The following is a 19,049-nucleotide window of genomic DNA, read 5'->3' as shown; positions in this document are numbered from 1 at the left end:
TTCCATTATCGCGCGAGTCGCCTGACTGCGCGCGCTTCTTAAGGCGCGATGCGCCTTAACTTGCCGCGCCCGGTTGGGCGCTCGTGCAGCTATTTCAGGGTGCGCAGGCCGGCCGGGGTCTCGATTTCGGCCACCAGCGCGGCTTCTGCCGCGGCGCCTTCGGCCTCCGGCGGCGCGGACACGGCGATCAGGTGCGCCGCGCCGAGCCAGCGCAGGTGGGCCTCGACGGTCTCGGCCTGCGGGTGCACCGCCTTCAGCGACTTCAGCGCCAGGCCGGTTTCTGGCAGCACAGCCGACGGGTGCTGCGCCGTGTCCCACTGGATCAGCGTCGGTACGATGCCGTCGCCAGCGCCTTGCCAGCTCGGGAAGGCGCCGTCGTCCGGCACCGCCAGAGCCCAGGTGAACGCGCCGCGGCTCATCGGCACGACCGGCGGGATGCGCTGCGGGTACTGGGCCTGCCAGCGGGGCAGATTTCTCGGCCGATCGACCCGTACCACCCAGTGCGAGAGGTACGGGCCGCTTGCCAGCCGTGCGTGGGTCTTCGGCGCGTCGAGCGCGAACACGCGCGGGCGGGCTGCGGCATCGCTGGCGGGAGCCTCGGCCTCGGGATCGATGGCAATCACCTCCAGATAACCACCGCCCCACAGGTTCAACAGCCGGTTATGGGTGCGCATCAGTGGATGCGCGCCGCCGCCGGCCGGCGCCACGCCGAGTGTATCGGCGACATACTGGGTGCCCTCGTCGAGCGTGCGGGCGGAGATCACGAGGTGGTCGAGCTGAAGCGTATGAGCAGTCATGGCGGTGAACAAAGACGGATTCTGCGGTGAGACAGGCAAACCCGCGGCGTACCTGCGGCAGGGCCGACGGCGGTGCCGGGGCCGTAAGCATAACCGTTTGCCGGTGAGGTCTGGCGATTGGCATGGTTCGGCATCTGCGAGACGGCGCGCCCAAGCCGATTTTCGTGCCACCGCTTCAGTTCGAATGTAGCGTTCGTGACCTGCACAGTAACGGTACAATCGGCGAGATAGTGTTCGGTACAGTTGGAGCCCACCATGTCCACCGCGCTCGACCAGATTCCCGCCCCGCATGACGCCTCGTCGCTGACGCTTGTCGACCAACTCGTCCAGTGGGCGCGCCGCCGTATCGAGGAGCGCGTGTTCCGCGCCGGCATGCGCATGCCGTCCATCCGCAAGCTGGCGCTCGACAAGGGCGTGTCGCGCTTCACGGTGGTGGAGGCGTATGAGCGCCTTGTTGCGCAAGGCTACCTGGATTCGCGGCGCGGCTCCGGGTTCTACGTGCGCGAGCGTCTGGTTGCCCCAATGCCCGGCGAGCGCCGTCAGAATACCGAGGCCGCGCCCGTTTCGAGCACGATCGACGTGGTCTGGCTGCTGCGCAACATGCTGCAAACCTCGACCCGCCCGGAACGCGGTCCCGGTCTAGGGTACTTGCCGAGCCGCTGGCTCGACGGCGAACTGATTACCGGCGCGCTGCGCACCCTGGGCCGGCAAAGCGGGGCGCAGATGCTCGGTTTCGGCACGGCGCAAGGCTTCCTGCCGCTGCGCCAGCAGTTGCAGACCCGGCTCGAGGAACTGGAAATCGGTGCGTCGCCGGAGCAGATCGTGCTCACCTCGGGCATCACCCAGGCAATCGATCTGATTGCGCGCATCTTCGTGCAGCCCGGCGATGCGGTGATCGTCGGCGATCCGGCCTGGTTCCAGATGTTCGGCCGTTTCGCGTCGCAGGGTGCGCGCCTCGTCGGCATGCCGTACACCCCCGACGGCCCGGATCTGGACGCGCTCGAGACGCTGTTGCAGACGTGGCGCCCGAAAATGCTTGTGATCAACTCGGTGTTGCAGAACCCCACCGGCACCTCGCTGACCGCGGCGCAGGCGTTTCGCATCCTGCGTCTCGCCGAAGAATACGATTTCATCGTCGTCGAAGACGATATCTACGGCGATCTGTGCCCGCCCGGCTATCCGGCCACCCGCCTCGCAAGCCTCGACCAGTTAAAGCGCGTGATCTACCTCAGCAGCTTTTCGAAGACGCTCGCGCCCAACCTGCGCGTTGGTTTCATCGCCTGTGCGCCGGAGGTGGCGAGAGCCGTCACGGACCAGAAGATGCTGGTCGGCATGACGAGCCCCGAACTGAACGAGCGCGTGCTGTACAAGATCCTCACCGAGGGCCACTACCGGCGGCACGTCGAGAAGCTGCGCGCGCGTCTGGACGGGGTGCGCGACAAGACCGCCCGGATGCTGGAAAAGACCGGCCTGACGCTGTTCCAGACCCCCGGCGCGGGGATGTTCCTGTGGGCCGATACCGGCGTCGATTCGGACGTGCTGGCCGCCGCTGCGCATGAAGCGGGCTTTCTGCTGACGCCGGGGAGCCTGTTTTCGCCGCAGCAGTCGCCCTCTAGCTGGACCCGTTTTAACGTCGCCAATTGCGGCGACCCGGCGCTGTCGCCGTTCCTGTGCCGTTATCTGGACGGGGTCGCGCGGCGCGCCTCTTGAAATGGCGCCGATAGTACCCAATTAGGCCCCCGATCCGCTGCGTGAGCCGCGTCGCCGCTCACGCCCGCCACCGAATCAACCGCAACACACAGAGAGGAAGTCTGACCATGGCACAAGAAACCATGAGCTTTCAGGCAGAAGTGAAACAGCTTCTGCAACTGATGATCCATTCGCTGTACAGCAACAAGGAAATTTTCCTGCGCGAGCTGATCTCGAACGCCTCGGATGCGGCAGACAAGCTGCGCTTCGAAGCCATCGAAAACAACGCGCTCTACGAAAACGACCCGAACCTGCGGATTCGCGTGTCGTACGACAAGGCCGCCCGCACCGTCACGATCGACGACAACGGTATCGGCATGAGCCGCGACGAAGCGATTTCGCACCTCGGCACGATCGCGCGCTCGGGCACCAAGGAATTCTTCGGCAAGCTCTCCGGCGACCAGCAGAAGGACGCGGCGCTGATCGGCCAGTTCGGCGTGGGCTTCTACTCGGGCTTTATCGTTGCCGACAAGATCACGGTCGAAACGCGCCGTGCCGGTTTGGCGGCGGCCGAAGGCGTGCGCTGGGAAAGCGCCGGCGAGGGCGATTTCGCGGTGGAGACGATCGAGCGCGCGCAACGCGGCACAACCATCACGCTGCATCTGCGCGCCGACGAAGACGAACTGCTGTCGTCGCACCGCCTGAAGTCGATCATCCAGAAGTACTCGGACCACGTCGCGCTGCCCATCCTGATGAAGAAGGAAGAATGGGACGCGGAAAAGAGCGAGATGGTCACGAAGGACGAGGACGAGACCGTCAACCAGGCAAGCGCGCTGTGGACCCGTTCGAAGAACGACATCACGGACGAGCAGTACAAGCAGTTCTACCAGCACCTGTCGCACGATCATCAGGATCCGCTGACCTGGACGCATAACCGCGTCGAAGGCCGTAGCGAATACACGCAACTGCTGTATGTGCCGAGCGCGGCGCCGTTCGACATGTGGAACCGCGACCATCGCGGCGGGCTGAAGCTGTATGTGAAGCGCGTCTTCATCATGGACGACGCCGAGCAACTGCTGCCCGCGTATCTGCGTTTCGTGAAGGGTGTGGTCGATTCGAGCGACCTGCCGCTGAACGTGTCGCGCGAAATCCTCCAGGAAAGCCGCGACGTGAAGGCGATCCGCGAAGGCGTGACGAAGCGCTCGCTGTCGATGCTCGAAGAGCTGGCGAATGCCGAGGACGATGCCGGCAAGCAAAAGTACGCGACCTTCTGGAAGGAATTCGGTCAGGCGCTGAAAGAAGGCGTGGGCGAAGACTTTGCCAACAAGGACCGGATCGCCAAGCTGCTGCGCTTTGCGTCGACGCATACGGATTCGCCGGAGCAGAATGTTGCGCTGGCGGATTACGTCGCGCGCATGAAGCCCGAGCAGACCAAGATCTACTACGTCACCGCCGACACCTTCCAGGCCGCGACCCATAGCCCGCACCTCGAGGTGTTCCGCAAGAAGGGCGTGGAAGTGCTGCTGCTGACGGACCGCGTCGACGAATGGATGCTGTCGTTCCTCAATGAATTCGACGGCAAGCCGCTGCAAAGCGTGGCGCGTGGCGATCTCGATCTGGGCGCCTTGAACGACGAAGAAAAGCAGGCTCAGGAGAAGGTCAGCGAAGAGCTGAAGCCGCTGGTCGAGAAGATGAAGGAAGCGCTCAAGGACAAGGCGAAGGACGTGCGTCTGACGTTCCGTCTGACCGATTCGCCGTCCTGTCTCGTGGCCGACGATGGTGAGATGAGCGGCTACCTGCAGCGCATGCTGAAGGCTGCGGGCCAGAACGCGCCGTCGTTCCATCCGATTCTCGAAGTGAATCCGGAGCACGCTCTGGTGAAGGGTCTGCATGCGGATACCGCGAATTTCGACGACTGGTGCCACCTGCTGTTCGACCAGGCATTGCTCGCGGAAGGCGGCGCGCTGGAAGATCCGGCGAGCTTCGTCAAGCGGACCAATGCGTTGCTGCTGGCTCGCGCGGGTTGAGGCGGGGAGAGCTTGAGACGCCGGTTTTTGACGGGTCAGTAAGTTGAAAAATGCGCTGCTTGGCAGCGCATTTTTTTTGCACACTGCAGCGGTACGCGTCGCACGACAGGCTGCGACGTGGACGAACCGCTGCCCGGTAGGCGCTTGTTGGGCGCTTATTGTCCAGTTATTGGCCGATCATTAGCCGGTCGTTGCCCGATTGTTGGCAGGTCAAGGTCTATCTTTTGACGCGCCGGAGCGTGCTCGTGCTGACGAACCTGCGTGAGCACGGACCCCGCCAGCTCCTTCGCTTCCTCACACGCACTGCGGTCCGCCAATATCTTTGCCGCCAGACTACCTATCGCCGCGCTGGTGTGCTTCGACGTGTGGTGCTGCGCTAGCGCTGAACCTGCCAGTTCCTTTTCGATAGGGAGTGCATCGGGTCGTCTTAGTACCAGGGCGGCCAGATGTGCGATGCGATCAGAGGTTTCTTTTCCGTTCTTATTCAATTTCGTTTCCTTTACGATTGTTCTGAATATGGCTTAAAAAGGCGGGTTTCGTTCGACAGAACGGAAAATCAGTATGGTTTACTAAATAAAAATTATCAACGCGATTATTTTGAGATTTGAATATGAGATGACGTAGGGAAATTTCATCATATCCTGTGGGGTTCCCGCTCCGGACGCGCGATCGATCTTGCAATGACTTCGATTACTGCGTGTGGCGAGCGGAGGTCTCATTGTCATTTCCCGGTTCCTTCTCATGTCCGAAACAAACGCAGCCACGTCGGCCGATCCTGTCTATCTCGTGTGGTCCGCCTTGCGCGAGCACGGCTTCGAGGCCGCCCAGGAGCGCGCTGTCGCCTTGGCGCAAGACGGCCTGACGCCGCAGCTTCATGCCGACCTGTGTGCGGGCGCCGGGCACTTCGAGCAGGCGTACCACAGTGCCTCGCTGGGTGCGGGGGAGAGCATGAGCGGTGGCCGCTATGCGCGCATCGCGCTGTTTGCCGACGCACTGGGCCGCCAGGAGGTAGCGCAGCATCACAGCGAGCTGGCCGTTGCGGCGCAACCTGTCGAGGCATCGATCGGTTGGATTGTCTGGCTGATCGACCATTGCCGGGCGCATTCGGCTGCGGCGCATATGCTGCGCGCTTACAGTCGCCTCGCGCCTCAAGATGCGCGCGCACCCTGGTGGCTGGCGATCGCGCTGTCGTCACTGCCCAGTGCCGTGGCTAACACCGAGCGGCGCGAGGCGCTCGCGCGAGCCTACGCGCTCGACCCGGCGCTTCATTCCGCCTTGCCGCTGCATCTCGCGTTGGCGTATCGGGAGATGCGCGATTGGGACACGGTCGAGCGGGTCTGCCGCGAGGTGCTCGCCAGGAATCCGGCTGATACGGAAATGGCCTGGCAACTGAGTCACGCGCAATGGCAACGCAACGACGCGGCAGGCGCCGAGGCGACAATGCGCGCGGTCGATGCGGCCGCGCCAGGTAATGCGGTGGTGATCGCCGCTATTGCCCAGTACCTCGCCGAGCAGGCGCGGTACAGCGAAAGCGAGGCGACGCTGCATGCTTCGCTCGCGCTCGACCCGAATGCCGCGATGTCAGCGCTCGATCTTGCCGACCTGGAGTTGCGCCGTGGCGACTGGTCCGCCGGGTGGGCGCGTTTCGAAGCGCGGCTCAAACGCAACGACCGTGAAGCGAACAACGTGATTTCCGTGCTGGCGAACCTGTGCCCGCGCTGGCGTGGCGAGCCGCTGGCCGGCAAGACGCTGGTCGTGCACAGCGAGCAGGGTAACGGCGACGATATCCAGATGGTGCGGTTCGTGCCGGAACTGGGCGCGCGCGTCCATGATGAAGGCGGTCGGCTGGTGCTGGCAGTGCGCCGGGCGCTGCAGCCGTTGCTCGCGCGCTTTTACGCCGATTGCGTGTCGATCGAAGACGGGCCGCTCGGCAAGCCCGACTTCGGCTTGCCGGTCATGAGCTTGCCGCTCACGCTCGGCCTGCAGCCGGAGCAGGTGCGCGGTGCGCCTTACCTGCAACCGGATTCGCAGCGTGTCGCGCAATGGCAAAGCAAGGTGAGGGGGGCCGATGCGCAGCCAGCTTCGCTGCATGTTGGCCTTGTATGGCGCGGCAGCCCCACGCACCGGCGCGACGCCAAACGTTCCATCCCTCTCGCGGAACTCGCGCCGCTGCTTGCGCTGCCTGGCGTGGTGTTTCATCCGCTGACGCCTGGCTGGAGCGCGGATGTCGCGGCCATCGCAGCGCAAGGTTGTCGCGTGCATGACCTGACCGGGTTCTATGAGGCCGGCTTCGACGACGTGGCGGCGCATGTCACGGCACTCGATGCCGTCGTGACCATCGACAGCGCGCCGCTCCATCTCGGTGGCGCGCTGGGTGCGCCGGTGCTGGCGATGCTCGATCACGTCTCGCACTGGTCTTGGGGCAACGCGCAAACGCAACCCTGGTACGACTCCGTCGAGCTCTACCGGCAGCCCGAGCCGGGTGCATGGGCACCCGTGGTCGAGCGGGTGGTGGCGCGCCTGGAGACGATGGCGCAGAGGCGCGCAGCGCAGTGAGGCGCTGACCGGCGCGCCGGAATCCAGAGCGCGTCTATACACGAACTTTTTTCTCGACCCGCATGGAAGAAATCGATGCACTGATCGCACGCGCTGACGCCTGTCTGACAGCGCATGAGACCCATGAAGCGATGCAGCAATACCAGCAGGTGCTGGCACTGCAACCCCAGCATGCGCATGCGCTGCACAGAATGGGTATTGCCTGCTTTCGTCTGGAGCAGAACGACCGGTCGCGTCAGTATCTGGACGCGGCGCTGAGCGCTGCTCCGCAGCGGGCGGACATCTGGGAGCATCGCGGGATTCTGGCCAGCGCGACGGGAGATCTGGTGGCGGCGGAAGCGTTCTATCATCGCGCGCTTAGCCTTGCGGGCAGCACGGTCACCCTGCATCGGAATCTGGCCGATTCTCTGCGCTTGTCCAACCGCTTCGCCGAGGCGCGCTTGCATTACAGCAAGGCGCTTGAACTGGATCCGGGGCTGCATCATGCGGTGCTTGGCTTGGCCCGAGTGAGCTCGGAGCTTGGCCAGTTGGATGAAGCCGCAGACTATTGGCAAAGAGCCTGGGCGCTCGACTCGACCCAGATCTCCGACGCGCTCGAGCTGATCACTGCCATGTCGCAAGCCGGACGCGACACCCAGATCGACGGACTGCTCGCCAAGCTCCGTACGCGCTTTGCCGGCGACGCCGCCGCGCTCGAGCGGCTCGCCTTCGCAATGAACAGCATCCACCGCTTCAGGGAGGCCATCGGTGTGGCGGTGCAGGGGCTCGCCGTCGATCCGCAGAATGCATGGCTGCATCACAATGCGTCATACGCGTTCAACACGCTCGGCAAATTCGACCCTATGCGCGTGCATACCATCGAGGCCGCGGAACTGCTGCCCGACAACCCGCGCATGCAATTCAATCTAGCGGCGACCCAACTGCGTCTCGGTGACTTCGAACGGGGCTGGAAACAGTACCGCTGGCATGAAGCCCTGCCTGAAAACCACGATCTGGTTCGTCCTGGTTATCCAGAGTGGCAGGGCGAGCCCGTCGCAGGGTGCAGGTTTCTGCTGGTTGGCGAGCAGGGGCTTGGGGATCAACTCCAGTTCTTGCGGCTGGCCGACTGGCTGCACCGGCAAGGCGCGAGCGTCGACGTCTGGGTCGAGGCGCCGTTGGGTGAACTCGCGCGCAACGCGGCCGGTGTTCACGCAGCCTGGACCACGGTGCCGCCCGGGCCATACGATTACTGGTGCCGCATGCTCAGGATGCCGGAGCATATGAAACTCGAACCGTCGATGCTCCCGCTCGCCATGCCCTATCTGACTGCCGCGCCCGATGACGCTCGCCGCTGGCAGAAGCGGCTCGATGCGATCGATGCGATCGATGCGATCGATGATGCGGATCGGTCTGCGACGCGCAGAAAGCGTATCGGGCTGGTCTGGGCGGGAAATCCGGCTTACGGGCTCGACCGCTTTCGCTCGATTCCGTTGGAGCGGTTTCGGATCATCATCGAGCAACCCGGCGTGAAGTGGTTTTCGGTGCAGATGGGTCGCGCCGGGGAGGAAGCGGCTGCCTTGCCGGGGGAGATCGGCATGCACATGCTGGGCCCGGAAATCGTCAACTTCACCGATACGCTCGCCATCTTCAATGCGCTCGACCTGGTGATTACCGTCGACACAGCAGTCGCGCACCTTGCGGGCGCGGCTGGCCGGCCCGTGTGGATCCTGTTACCCACCTGCACCGATTGGCGCTGGATGATCGAGCGCACCGACAGCCCATGGTATCCGTCGGCGCGTCTGTTTCGGCAGCGCGAGCTTGGCCGGTGGGAGCCGGTGTTGGAAGAAGTGCGAGGCGCCCTGCAAGACTACCTGCAGGACACCCGCGCATGAACTGGCTGCGCAAACTCTAACGTCCCATCAGCGTATCCATCGTCTCGCCGCGCACCACGATCTCGGTGCGCCGGTTCAGCGCGCGCCCCTCGGGCGTATCGTTGCTTGCCACGGGATTGTTGTATGCATTTCCCTTCGTGCGAATCCGCTCCATCTTCACGCCCCGTGCCACCAGCGCATAACCCACCGTGGTGGCGCGTGTTTCCGAGAGTTGCTGGTTGTATTCGAGCGTGCCGACATTGTCCGTATAGCCCTCGACCAGGATCGGCTTCTTGCTGCGATTGAGCAAAACCGCTGAACGGTTGATCACGGCGACGGCATCGGGGCGAATCTCCGATTTGCCGAAGTCGAACAGCGCAGCTTCAGGCAACCTGACGGAGATGCCACCGGCGACCGGTTTCACTTCAATGCCGACGGCCTCATTCAAGGACGTCTCTTTGGCGCGATCCAGCGGCGACGCGCAGCCGGTCAAAGTCAGCAGCGCCACCGCACACGCGGTTGCACCCAGGAATGCTCTCATCTCTGTTGTTCTCCTTTGCTATCTGATCACACGGCGTGCCCGTGACACGTGGGTGGCCGGACCGCCGACTTGGCAATGCACCGATCTTTTTATCGCGCGCAGTGGTGAGCGGAGAATCAGACCTATCTGAAAGCTGTGCTTGGGTTGATGCGGGTCAGCCTGAAAGCGCGGCGTTGGGGAACCTTGTAAGCTGTGCGCCGCGAGGTGCGTCCCTACACCACGCCGTTATAATCCGACACCATGGCTATCTGTTTCGACGCCGCTGACGCCCACTGGCGCGTCGCGCCCTTACCCGGTTTCAGCCGGGACCAGAAAGACTGGCTCACCCGCGGGGGCTCGCTCACCGCGCATCTGCGCACGCTTGGCGCGGTTGCGGTACGCGTCACGCGCGAAACCGTCGCGTCGCCGTGGGCTGACGAGCACGCGGCGCTCGACGTCGAGCGGCGTGCACCGGTGTGGGTGCGGGAGGTGGTTTTGTCGGTGGACGGCACGCCGTTCGTCGCGGCGCATAGCATTGCGCCGCTGGCCGCCAGCGTGGGCGTCTGGCAGGCGATGCGACGGCTGCGCACACGGCCGCTTGCCGAATTGCTCTACAGCGATAGCAGCGTGGCGCGCTCGGCGCTGGTGAGCCGCCGGCTCACGGCGCGCCATCCGCTGTACCGGCTGGCCGCGCGCGAGATCGGTGGGGCGCATCCGCAGGCGCTGGTGGCCCGCCGCTCGGTGTTCGAGCGCCATGGTGCGCCGCTGATGGTCACTGAGTGCATGTTGCCCGCGCTGTGGTCGCACCTTGCATCGGGCGCGCCTGAGTTGTCCGCTGGGCACGAACCGCAGCGCAGCCATGTGCGCGAGCATGGCCGGCCTCTCGAGCATACGGCGTCGCGCGCGCATCCTGCGCCGCGTGAGATTCGCAATGAGAGTTCTGCATGACGCAGAAGCGCTGCTTCCCTCCGGTCGTGGATGCCAACACGAGAGTGCTGGTACTGGGCAGCTTGCCGGGCGAAGTCTCGCTCGCGCAATCGCAGTACTACGCGCATAAGCAGAATCGTTTCTGGTCGCTAATCGGGGATATCTCTGGCGAGAACTTTCGCAGCCTCGACTATCCCACGCGTCTGCAGACGCTGCTGCGTCATCGCGTTGGCCTATGGGATGTCGTCGCAGAGGCGCAGCGCGAAGGCAGCCTGGATAGCCGGATCCGCAACCATGCGAGCAATGACCTGATAGCCTTGGTCGAATCGCTGCCGAACCTCGCCGCCGTTGCGTTCAATGGCGGAACGGCGGCCCGGCTTGGCATGCGAGCATTGCAGGGGGCCACCGGCAAGGTCGAATTCATCAGCCTTCCTTCCAGCAGCCCCGCCTACACCATGGCTTATGCGGAAAAGCTCAAGGCATGGGAAGTATTGCGGAGCTGGCTCGTCGAGCCGGCCCCAGTCGACGCCGCGCCGGGCAGCGGCAAGTAGCCTAAACGCCAACTCTCGCCAGCTCGCCATACACGCGCTGCAACCACACCTTCACCCGTTGCCGCTCCAGCAGACCAAGCCCGGTGGCGGCGCGGTCAGGATGATTGACGGCGGCCCAGAAGCTCGTGCTCTGCTGATCGATCTTCTGCATCGTGCTATCGGGCAGATGGCGCAGCGTCATCACGCTGGCCCCCAGTGCCTCGGCCCGCGCGCGTTCGCCGGACGCGTCCAGAATCTCGAAACGATCGCCGCGGACTTCGTTGAGCACCAGCACCAGCTTGAGCCGCCCGCCGAACTGGTCGAGCCACTGCCGCAGCAGATCCACCGAATCGCGGCCGCTGTCCATGACGTGCCACCACGTCAGCGTCAGGCCATTTTCTTCGGCCACCCCCAGCACATCCGAATCCTCGAACCACTTGGCGAGCGGTTGCTGCGTCTGCGCCGCGAGGTCCACCAGAATGCGCCGCTGCGGATCTTCGAGGGCCGCTTCCATCACGGGATCGAGGCTGTCATGCCCGTTCAGCACGGCAGGCGCCGCATAGTCGGCGTAGAAGCGCAGCAGCGCGCCATGCGAGCGGTCGGTGTCGAAGCCCAGAAACGGCACGCCCGTGTCGATAAAGTGCTGCGCCAGCACGCGCGCGACGAGCGACTTGCCCACGCCGCCTTTTTCTCCGCCAATGAAATGGATGGTGCTCATGCTTGAGGATCCTTTGTGGTGGTGTGGGTCTGACCGGATGACCCTATCAGGCTTCGATGACGACACGGCGAAACAAAGTTCAAGCAAGGTAAAAACCGGCTCAGAGCAGGCTGAAAACCGGCGACGGACACGAGACCTACCGCCAACAGGCAGAGTACACGGAAAAGAAATTCGTGGGCTGCGAATGCTATGCTCTCGTTCGACCTAAAAATGTGTTCCTGACGCGACATCCTCACATGACGACATTGATCAAGCGTGCTTCGGCTGAAGCGCGTGCATTCCGCAACAAAGAAGCCCAATCTGCCGGTGCGAAACAGAAAATGACTCGCACCGCCAAGCGCGCATCGCGCGACGAAGACCTCGACGATGCACCGCAAATCGAAGCGCCGCGCAAGCCGCGCTTCGCACCGGTGACGTTCTCGGAGGAGGGCGGCGTGCGCTATCTGCACTTCGGTACCGAATGGGTACAGGGTGCGATGCGTCTGCGCAAGCCCGATCACATCGAACTCGAATACGCGCAGCAGATGATGGCCTGGCTGCTGTTTCTCGAAGCGCCGAAGCGTATCGTCCAGCTTGGTTTGGGCGCGGCCGCGCTGACCAAGTTCGCGCATCGTTTCCTGAAGCGCTCGAAGGTGGAAGCCGTCGAACTGAATCCGGCGGTGGTAGTGGCCGCGCGCACGATGTTCCAGTTGCCGTCGGACGATGCCCGCCTCACCGTGCACGAAACCGACGCATGGGATTTCGTCAACGAGCGCGCCAACCACGGCACGATCGGCGCGCTGCAGATCGACGTCTATGACGCGACGGCGCGCGGTCCGGTGCTCGACAGCGTGGCGTTCTACCGCGCCGTGCGCGCGTGTCTGACGGACGCGGGCGTGGTGACGGTGAACCTGTTTGGCGATCATCCGAGCTTCGTGCGCAACATGAAGCGTCTGAACGAAGCCTTCGACGGCCGCGTGGTCGCGCTGCCTGAAGTGCACGACGGCAACCGCGTGGCGATCGCGTTTTCGGGCCCGGCGCTCGACGTGCCGTTCGCGACGCTGCAAGCGCGCGCCAAGCTGATCGAAGCCGAGCTGAGCTTGCCGGCGCGCAAGTGGATCAAGGGTCTGCAGGAATCGACCGGCCAGAAGACCGGTTCGTTCACCATCTAAGCTTCTTGCGTAGGGGGCGGCCATTGCCGCGGCTTTGGCCTCGGGTCGCCCCTGCTTGACCGTACCTTCGCGACTCCTATACTCTTTCATTGCTTTCGGGGCGCCCGTGGCTTACCGGCGGCGCGGCTTCCCGCACCTGGGGCCCGGGCCCACCGCCCGTCAACTACGGGACACAAGTCAATAAAAGGAAAGAGGAGACGTCATGGCTCACGACGCCGACGCGAACAAGGCCAGCAAACGCTGGCTCTGGTTGCTGTTGCTTCCCTGGATCGCCATGATCTGGGTGCCGTTATACAACAAGGTCGAACCCCAACTGTTCGATTTCCCGTTCTTCTACTGGTATCAACTGCTGTGGGTGCTGATCAGCGCGGTCATCACGGCACTCGTCTACTTCAAGACCAAAAAACGTTCGCCGGATAGCTCGCAAGGGGGCGCTCAATGAATCCCGTCGCCACCTTTGTCTTTGTCCTGTTCTTTATCGGCGTCACGATTCTTGGCTTTATCGCGGCCCACTGGCGGCGCGGCGATCTCGCCCATCTCGAAGAGTGGGGCCTGGGCGGCCGCCGCTTCGGCACCATCGTCACGTGGTTCCTGCTGGGCGGCGACCTGTACACCGCTTACACCTTCATCGCCGTGCCGGCGCTCGTGTTCGGCGCGGGAGCGACCGGTTTTTTCGCGCTGCCTTATACGATCCTGATCTATCCGTTTGCGTTCGTGGTGTTCCCCAAGCTGTGGAGCATTGCGAAACGTCAGGGCTACGTGACGTCCGCGGACTTCGTCAATGCCCGCTATGGCAGCCGGATGCTCGCGCTGGCGGTCGCTTTGACCGGTATCGTCGCCACCATGCCGTATATCGCGCTGCAACTGGTCGGGATCGAAGTGGTGATCGGCGCGCTCGGTTTCGATACCACGGGCTTTGTGGGCGATCTGCCACTGATCATCGCCTTCGCGATTCTCGCGGCCTACACGTACACCTCGGGCCTGCGCGCGCCGGCCATGATCGCGGTCGTCAAGGATCTGCTGATCTACATCACGATCGCCGCTGCGGTGATTGTGATTCCGCCGCAACTGGGTGGCTTCGGCCATATCTTCGGTGCGGTGCCGCCGGCCAAGCTGCTGCTCAAGGCGCCGGACGTGTCGAACCTGAACGGCTATAGCGCATACGCGACGCTCGCGGTCGGTTCGGCGCTGGCGCTGTTCCTGTATCCGCACTCGATTACCGCGGTGCTTTCGTCGAAGTCGGGTAATACGATTCGCCGCAATATGGCGATGCTGCCGGCGTACTCGCTGGTACTCGGCCTGCTCGCGCTGCTCGGGTTCATGGCGCTGGCGGCAGGCGTGAAGGACATGCCGGAGTTCGCGCCGTACTTCAAGGCCTTCGGCCCGAACTTCGCGGTGCCGGCGCTGTTCCTGCACTTCTTCCCGTCGTGGTTTGTCGGGGTGGCGTTTGCCGCCATCGGCATCGGCGCGCTGGTGCCGGCGGCAATCATGTCGATTGCGGCGGCCAATCTGTACACGCGCAATATCCACAAGGAGTTCATCAACCGCAACATGACGGGCGAGCAGGAGACCAACATCGCCAAGCTGGTCTCGCTGATCGTCAAGGTGGGGGCGGTGGCCTTCATTCTCGGCTTGCCGCTCACCTATGCGATCCAGTTGCAGTTGCTGGGCGGCATCTGGATCATCCAGACACTGCCGGCAATCGTGCTGGGCCTCTATACGCGCATGCTCGATTACCGCGGCCTGCTGATCGGCTGGGCGGTCGGCATTGCGACCGGCACGTGGATGGCGGTTTCGCTGAAGCTCTCCAGTTCGATCTTCACGATCCACCTGTTTGGCCTCGCGATTCCCGGCTATGCGGCGGTCTGGTCGCTGATCGTGAATCTGGTGGTGGCGGTGGTGGTGAGCCTGCTCGTGCGTGCGGTCGGCATGAAGCACTCTGAAGATCGCACCCGGCCGGAAGACTATCTGGACGTCGTGGAAAGCTAAATCTTTCCCCCAGAGGTTCCGCAAAACGCCCGCAACGAAAAATTGCGGGCGTTTTGCATTTTTGGTGCACGATAGCTATATCGCATCTTCAGTTCCCGGACGACCATGTCTTCTGCCGATTCCGATCCTGTGATGCCGCGCCGCACGAGCGCCAACCGCATCTTCAGGGCGATCACCTCGCCGTATTACCGTTACCGGCACGCCAAACTGCTCCACAGCGTGCGGGTCGGCCTCGCGATGATGGTGTCGATTATCGCGACCAGCGGCATTCATATTCCGCATGGCATCTGGTCGTCAGTCACGCTGCTGGTGGTGATCGGCGGCCTGCAGCATCACGGCAACATCCGCAAGAAGGCCACGGAACGGGCGGCGGGCACGCTACTCGGGGCGACGATCGGGCTCGCGCTGATCCTGCAACAAAACCTGATCGGCTCGCTGTGGCTGACGTACGTCCTGATGTCCGTGGTGGCGGCCATCTGTGCGTGGTACGCGATTGGCAAGGGCGGCTATATCGGGTTGCTGACGGCGATTACGATGTGCATCGTCGCGGGCCATGGCGACAACCTGATCGACACGGGGCTGTGGCGCACGCTGAACGTGCTGATCGGCATTGTGATCGCGCTGGCGTTCTCGTTTGCGCTGCCGCTGCATGCGACCTATTCTTGGCGTTACCTGCTGGCCGACAATTTGCGCGGCTGTGCGCGGATTTACACCTGCCTCGTGGGCGGTGCACCGCTTGATCCGGATGAACAGATCAAGACGTTTCTGGAGTTGAACGTGCGGCTGGTGCAATTGCGCACACTGATGCCCTCGGTGGCGAAAGAGATCGAGGCGCCGCCGGAGAAACTGGAAGAGATCCAGCGCGTGCACCGCTCGGTGTTGAGTGCGCTGGAAATCATGGCGACCGGTACGCTGGCCCATGCGGATGCTGCGGCGCGGGCGGCGTTCGCCCAGCAGTGCGGCGCCGAGGCGCACGCGGTGCGGGCCATGCTGCTGGCAATGGCCCGGGGTTTGCGCTTCGGCGGCGCGGCGCGCTTCCTTGCGCCTAAGGTGGTGCTGGCTCGCGTGCCAGGCAGTGCGCTCGCGCTGCACCTGGCCCCGGAACTGCAGGGGCCGTACTGGCTGGGCGAGCGCATGATCGAGCAGGTCGACCGCTTGCGCGCGCTGCTGTTGGAGACGGAGCCGAACTGGAACATCGAGCGGCATGGGGCGCATGCGCTCCTTACGCCGACGCCGCGCTAAAGGCCGGCCACCCGTCTCCCGCATGCCGCCGCGAACAGGCTGGCGCTCAGTTGGCTTGAGGAATCGTCACCATCCAGCCGATCCCAAACTTGTCCGTCACCATGCCGAACCCCTGGCTCCAGAACGTGGCCTGCCACGGCATGTTGACTGTGCCGCCTTCGGCGAGCGCGTTGAAAAGCTTTTCGCCGTGAGCGAGGTCGTCGGCAGTCAGCGAGAGCCTGAAACCCTCGTGGGTCACGCTCTCGCTCATGCAGTCGTCGGACACCATCAGGATCGTCGAGCCGAGCTTGACCGAGGCGTGCATGACCTTGTTCTCGAACTTCGGATCGACTGAGTGGCCGGCGTCTGGCGGCGCGTCCTTGTACTGCATCTTGAACATCACCTCGGCGCCGAGCTTGTCGGTATAGAAGCTCAGCGCTTCGTCGCAGCGGCCGTCGAAAAATACATAAGGCTGGATTTCCATCGTTGTCTCCGAAAGTGTTTACGCGCGCGGCGCAACGACTGCCCGGGCGGACAGAACAACGCCACAGCAAACGATTGTAGTCGTCTGCTGTGGCGTCAATTGTGAAAACCGGTAAAGGTGCGAAATTCTCGATAAAGCTTCGCGCGCAGCGCCCGAGATAGGGCGCTACTGGCTTAACGCAGTCCTTCGATCAACTTTTCGAGCTTGACGGCGTCAGCGGCAAACGCGCGGATCCCTTCGGCGAGCTTTTCCGTGGCCATGGCTTCGTCGTTGACGAGGAAGCGGAACGACGATTCGTCGACCGGCACGCGTTCGATGCTCGCGCTCTCGCCCAACTCAGGCGACAGCTTGCGCTCCACCTTCTCGGTGCTGTCCTGCAGCTTCTGCAGCAGGTCGGGGCTGATTGTCAGCAGATCGCAGCCCGCCAGTTCGAGAACCTGGCCCGGCGTGCGGAAGCTCGCGCCCATCACTTCGGTCTTGTAGCCGAATTTCTTGTAGTACGCATAGATGCGGCGCACCGACTGCACGCCCGGATCGTTCGCGCCGCCGTCCTTTGCCTCATCCCATGCGCTGCCGGCATTCTTCTTGTACCAGTCGTAGATCCGGCCGACGAACGGCGAGATCAGTTGCGCGCCCGCTTCGGCGCAGGCAGCGGCCTGGGCGAGCGAGAACAGCAGCGTCATATTGCAGTGGATACCGTCTTTCTGCAGTTGCTCTGCGGCGCGGATGCCTTCCCATGTGGAGGCCAGCTTGATCAGAATGCGCTCGCGGCCGATGCCGGCGGCTTCGTACAGCTTGATCAGCTCATGACCCTTGTCGATCGAGCCCTTGACGTCGAACGACAGGCGCGCGTCGACTTCGGTCGAGACGCGGCCCGGGATGATCTTGAGGATTTCGGTGCCGAAAGCGATCAGCAGGTGATCGATGATGGCGCCGACCGGCTTCGACGCGTGATCGCGCACGGTTTTTTCCAGCAGCGGACGGTAGTCGTCCTTCTGCACGGCCTTGAGGATCAGCGACGGGTTGGTGGTTGCATCTTGCGGTTTGTATTGCGCGAGTTGCTGGAAGTCACCGGTATCGGCGACGACGGTCGTGAATTGCTTGAGTTGATCGAGTGCGGTAGTCATGTCGAGCCTTCAAGGCGCACAGGCGCAATGGTCCAAAGTTGGAGGTTGCCGCAAAGACGACCGGCGCGGTGGCTCCGGTCGCCCGAACTGCAGCATGTCACGCTGCGGCAGCCCCCATGATGTTGCCGGAGAATGCCGCCCGATACTTCTATTCTATGGCGGATCGGCGGATGCGGTTTTGACACCCGCATCCGCCGATCCGTTCAGCCTTCGTTCAGGCGCGCCGCGTATTCAGCACGAGTTGCGTCAGCACGCCGGCCACGAGACCCCAGAACGCCGAGCCGATCGACAGCAGCGTAAGGCCGGAGGCGGTCACCATGAAGGTGACCAGCGCCGCTTCGCGCTGTTTCAGGTCCTGCATGGCGTTGGCGAGGCCGCTCATGATCGAGCCGAACAGCGCCAGCGCCGCCACGGAAACCACCAGCGCCTTCGGCAGCGAGGCGAACAGGGCGGCGATCGTCGCGCCGAAAATCCCGGCGATCAGGTAAAACACGCCAGCCCAGACGGCGGCGGTATAGCGCTTGTTGCGATCTTCGTGGGCTTCGGGGCCGGTACAGATGGCTGCGGTAATTGCCGCAAGATTGATGCCGTGCGAGCCGAACGGCGCCAGCAGCAGCGAAGCGATGCCGGTCGTGGCGATCAGCGGGGCGGACGGCGTGGTATAGCCGTCGGCGCGCAGCACGGCGATACCCGGCACGTTCTGCGAGGCCATCGCCACCACGAAGAGCGGAATCCCGATGCTGACAATCGCCGCGACCGAGAAAACCGGCATGGTCAGCACGGGGTGCGCGAGCGCCACGTGGAAGCGGCTGAAGTCGAGCAGGCCGAGCCCACCGGCCACTGCCGTACCGACAATCAGCGTCGTCACAATCGCATAGCGCGGCGCTAGGCGCTTGATGACGAGATAGGTAAAGAACATCGCCAGCACCAGCGCGGTCTGGAATTGCGCAGCGCGGAAGATCTCGATGCCGATCTCGAACAGGATGCCCGCCAGCAGGGCCGAGGCGATCCCGGCGGGAACCTTCTTCATCAGCGCATCGAACCAGCCGGTGAGGCCGACCACGGTCAGCAGCAGCGCGCAGACGATAAACGCGCCAATCGCTTCGGGATAGGTCACGTGCGGCAACGACGACACCAGCAGCGCAGCACCCGGCGTCGACCATGCAATCACGATCGGCGCGCGAAAACGCAGCGACAGGCCGATCGTGCAAAGCGCCATGCCGATCGAAAGCGCCCAGATCCACGAAGAAATCTGCGCGTCGGACAGATGGGCTGCCTGACCTGCCTGGAACATCAGCACGAGCGAGCTGGTATAGCCCGTCATCATCGCGACGAAGCCGGCCACCAGCGCCGATAGCGAGGTGTCCGCGAACGGCCGCAGGCGCGCGGGGGGTGGGGCTGAAGGGGACAACTCGGGGGACGAAGGCGAACTCATGCGGAGGGTCTCGGTTTTCTTTTCAATG

The 19,049-nt window shown here is 63.6% G+C and carries 16 protein-coding genes and 1 pseudogene; 10 read left to right on the top strand and 7 right to left on the bottom strand.

Annotated elements, in window-relative coordinates:
* Positions 1–89: 89 nt before the first annotated feature.
* Entirely contained in the window at positions 90–797 is a 708-nt protein-coding gene (locus tag BLQ92_RS26085) for a VOC family protein (RefSeq protein ID WP_090688368.1), read from the bottom strand.
* 255 nt (positions 798–1,052) lie between these two features.
* On the opposite strand from BLQ92_RS26085, the gene BLQ92_RS26080 reads away from it, so the two are divergent.
* Entirely contained in the window at positions 1,053–2,507 is a 1,455-nt protein-coding gene (locus tag BLQ92_RS26080; protein ID WP_090688366.1) for an aminotransferase-like domain-containing protein, read from the top strand.
* A 107-nt stretch (positions 2,508–2,614) separates the two neighbouring features.
* Positions 2,615–4,513, top strand: a complete 1,899-nt coding sequence (gene htpG, locus BLQ92_RS26075; protein WP_090688364.1) for a molecular chaperone HtpG — start codon at positions 2,615–2,617, stop codon at positions 4,511–4,513.
* Between the two features lie 236 nt (positions 4,514–4,749).
* On the opposite strand, the pseudogene BLQ92_RS26070 reads toward htpG, so the two are convergent.
* Positions 4,750–5,001, bottom strand: a pseudogene (locus tag BLQ92_RS26070) (hypothetical protein); the annotation flags it as partial.
* A gap of 253 nt (positions 5,002–5,254) precedes the next feature.
* Between BLQ92_RS26070 and BLQ92_RS26065 the strand changes: the two are divergent.
* Together BLQ92_RS26065 and BLQ92_RS26060 are read left to right on the top strand one after the other, a co-directional pair.
* Entirely contained in the window at positions 5,255–7,069 is a 1,815-nt protein-coding gene (locus tag BLQ92_RS26065; RefSeq protein ID WP_090688361.1) for a tetratricopeptide repeat-containing glycosyltransferase family protein, read from the top strand.
* A gap of 62 nt (positions 7,070–7,131) precedes the next feature.
* On the top strand, positions 7,132–8,940 hold the full coding sequence (locus tag BLQ92_RS26060) for a tetratricopeptide repeat protein (protein WP_090688359.1): 1,809 nt from the start codon (positions 7,132–7,134) through the stop codon (positions 8,938–8,940).
* Positions 8,941–8,956: 16 nt separating this feature from the next.
* Here BLQ92_RS26060 and BLQ92_RS26055 read toward each other — a convergent pair whose 3' ends face one another.
* A complete protein-coding gene (locus BLQ92_RS26055) occupies positions 8,957–9,460 on the bottom strand; it encodes an OmpA family protein (protein WP_090688356.1) in 504 nt (167 codons plus the stop codon).
* Between the two features lie 240 nt (positions 9,461–9,700).
* Between BLQ92_RS26055 and BLQ92_RS26050 the strand changes: the two genes are divergently transcribed.
* Together BLQ92_RS26050 and BLQ92_RS26045 are read left to right on the top strand one after the other, a co-directional pair.
* Complete coding sequence (locus BLQ92_RS26050; protein WP_090688353.1) at positions 9,701–10,387, top strand: chorismate--pyruvate lyase family protein; 687 nt, start codon at positions 9,701–9,703, stop codon at positions 10,385–10,387.
* The gene (locus BLQ92_RS26045) at positions 10,384–10,917 is read left to right on the top strand and encodes a DNA-deoxyinosine glycosylase (RefSeq protein ID WP_090688352.1); all 534 of its coding nucleotides are present in this window, start codon (positions 10,384–10,386) and stop codon (positions 10,915–10,917) included. Before BLQ92_RS26050 ends, BLQ92_RS26045 begins: the two co-directional genes overlap by 4 nt.
* A gap of 1 nt (position 10,918) precedes the next feature.
* On the opposite strand, the gene BLQ92_RS26040 is transcribed toward BLQ92_RS26045, so the two are convergent.
* Positions 10,919–11,614: a P-loop NTPase family protein gene (locus tag BLQ92_RS26040; protein WP_090688349.1), complete on the bottom strand. Its 696-nt coding sequence runs from the start codon at positions 11,612–11,614 to the stop codon at positions 10,919–10,921.
* Between the two features lie 236 nt (positions 11,615–11,850).
* On the opposite strand from BLQ92_RS26040, the gene BLQ92_RS26035 reads away from it, so the two are divergent.
* The 4 genes from BLQ92_RS26035 (at position 11,851) to BLQ92_RS26020 (ending at position 15,996) form a co-directional block, all read left to right on the top strand.
* A complete protein-coding gene (locus tag BLQ92_RS26035) occupies positions 11,851–12,765 on the top strand; it encodes a class I SAM-dependent methyltransferase (RefSeq protein ID WP_090688346.1) in 915 nt (304 codons plus the stop codon).
* A 202-nt stretch (positions 12,766–12,967) separates the two neighbouring features.
* Positions 12,968–13,207 carry a DUF3311 domain-containing protein gene (locus BLQ92_RS26030; RefSeq protein ID WP_090688344.1) on the top strand — a complete coding sequence of 80 codons (240 nt, stop codon included), beginning with the start codon at positions 12,968–12,970 and terminating at the stop codon, positions 13,205–13,207.
* Complete coding sequence (gene mctP / locus BLQ92_RS26025) at positions 13,204–14,754, top strand: monocarboxylate uptake permease MctP (protein WP_090688341.1); 1,551 nt, start codon at positions 13,204–13,206, stop codon at positions 14,752–14,754. Before BLQ92_RS26030 ends, mctP begins: the two co-directional genes overlap by 4 nt.
* A gap of 105 nt (positions 14,755–14,859) precedes the next feature.
* Complete coding sequence (locus tag BLQ92_RS26020; protein WP_090688339.1) at positions 14,860–15,996, top strand: FUSC family protein; 1,137 nt, start codon at positions 14,860–14,862, stop codon at positions 15,994–15,996.
* A gap of 46 nt (positions 15,997–16,042) precedes the next feature.
* Here the strand turns inward: BLQ92_RS26020 and BLQ92_RS26015 are convergent, their stop codons facing one another.
* The 3 genes from BLQ92_RS26015 to BLQ92_RS26005 all read right to left on the bottom strand — a co-directional run bounded on the left by BLQ92_RS26015 (position 16,043) and on the right by BLQ92_RS26005 (position 19,021).
* A complete protein-coding gene (locus BLQ92_RS26015; protein ID WP_090688337.1) occupies positions 16,043–16,459 on the bottom strand; it encodes a VOC family protein in 417 nt (138 codons plus the stop codon).
* A 173-nt stretch (positions 16,460–16,632) separates the two neighbouring features.
* Positions 16,633–17,586 carry a transaldolase gene (gene tal, locus BLQ92_RS26010; protein WP_090688335.1) on the bottom strand — a complete coding sequence of 318 codons (954 nt, stop codon included), beginning with the start codon at positions 17,584–17,586 and terminating at the stop codon, positions 16,633–16,635.
* 214 nt (positions 17,587–17,800) lie between these two features.
* Positions 17,801–19,021 carry a benzoate/H(+) symporter BenE family transporter gene (locus tag BLQ92_RS26005; RefSeq protein ID WP_090688333.1) on the bottom strand — a complete coding sequence of 407 codons (1,221 nt, stop codon included), beginning with the start codon at positions 19,019–19,021 and terminating at the stop codon, positions 17,801–17,803.
* Positions 19,022–19,049 lie beyond the last annotated feature (28 nt).

The sequence above is a fragment of the Paraburkholderia phenazinium genome (genome assembly GCF_900100735.1).
Taxonomy (GTDB): Bacteria; Pseudomonadota; Gammaproteobacteria; order Burkholderiales; family Burkholderiaceae; genus Paraburkholderia; species Paraburkholderia phenazinia.
The sequence above is the reverse complement of the archived record's forward strand: the minus strand, read 5'-3'. Positions and strand labels throughout refer to the sequence as shown.

Coding starts and splice junctions, on each gene's coding strand:
- BLQ92_RS26085 (WP_090688368.1), bottom strand. CDS start 797: ATGACTGCTCATACGCTTCAGCTCGACCACCTCGTGATCTCCGCCCGC.
- BLQ92_RS26080 (WP_090688366.1), top strand. CDS start 1,053: ATGTCCACCGCGCTCGACCAGATTCCCGCCCCGCATGACGCCTCGTCG.
- htpG (WP_090688364.1), top strand. CDS start 2,615: ATGGCACAAGAAACCATGAGCTTTCAGGCAGAAGTGAAACAGCTTCTG.
- BLQ92_RS26065 (WP_090688361.1), top strand. CDS start 5,255: ATGTCCGAAACAAACGCAGCCACGTCGGCCGATCCTGTCTATCTCGTG.
- BLQ92_RS26060 (WP_090688359.1), top strand. CDS start 7,132: ATGGAAGAAATCGATGCACTGATCGCACGCGCTGACGCCTGTCTGACA.
- BLQ92_RS26055 (WP_090688356.1), bottom strand. CDS start 9,460: ATGAGAGCATTCCTGGGTGCAACCGCGTGTGCGGTGGCGCTGCTGACT.
- BLQ92_RS26050 (WP_090688353.1), top strand. CDS start 9,701: ATGGCTATCTGTTTCGACGCCGCTGACGCCCACTGGCGCGTCGCGCCC.
- BLQ92_RS26045 (WP_090688352.1), top strand. CDS start 10,384: ATGACGCAGAAGCGCTGCTTCCCTCCGGTCGTGGATGCCAACACGAGA.
- BLQ92_RS26040 (WP_090688349.1), bottom strand. CDS start 11,614: ATGAGCACCATCCATTTCATTGGCGGAGAAAAAGGCGGCGTGGGCAAG.
- BLQ92_RS26035 (WP_090688346.1), top strand. CDS start 11,851: ATGACGACATTGATCAAGCGTGCTTCGGCTGAAGCGCGTGCATTCCGC.
- BLQ92_RS26030 (WP_090688344.1), top strand. CDS start 12,968: ATGGCTCACGACGCCGACGCGAACAAGGCCAGCAAACGCTGGCTCTGG.
- mctP (WP_090688341.1), top strand. CDS start 13,204: ATGAATCCCGTCGCCACCTTTGTCTTTGTCCTGTTCTTTATCGGCGTC.
- BLQ92_RS26020 (WP_090688339.1), top strand. CDS start 14,860: ATGTCTTCTGCCGATTCCGATCCTGTGATGCCGCGCCGCACGAGCGCC.
- BLQ92_RS26015 (WP_090688337.1), bottom strand. CDS start 16,459: ATGGAAATCCAGCCTTATGTATTTTTCGACGGCCGCTGCGACGAAGCG.
- tal (WP_090688335.1), bottom strand. CDS start 17,586: ATGACTACCGCACTCGATCAACTCAAGCAATTCACGACCGTCGTCGCC.
- BLQ92_RS26005 (WP_090688333.1), bottom strand. CDS start 19,021: ATGAGTTCGCCTTCGTCCCCCGAGTTGTCCCCTTCAGCCCCACCCCCC.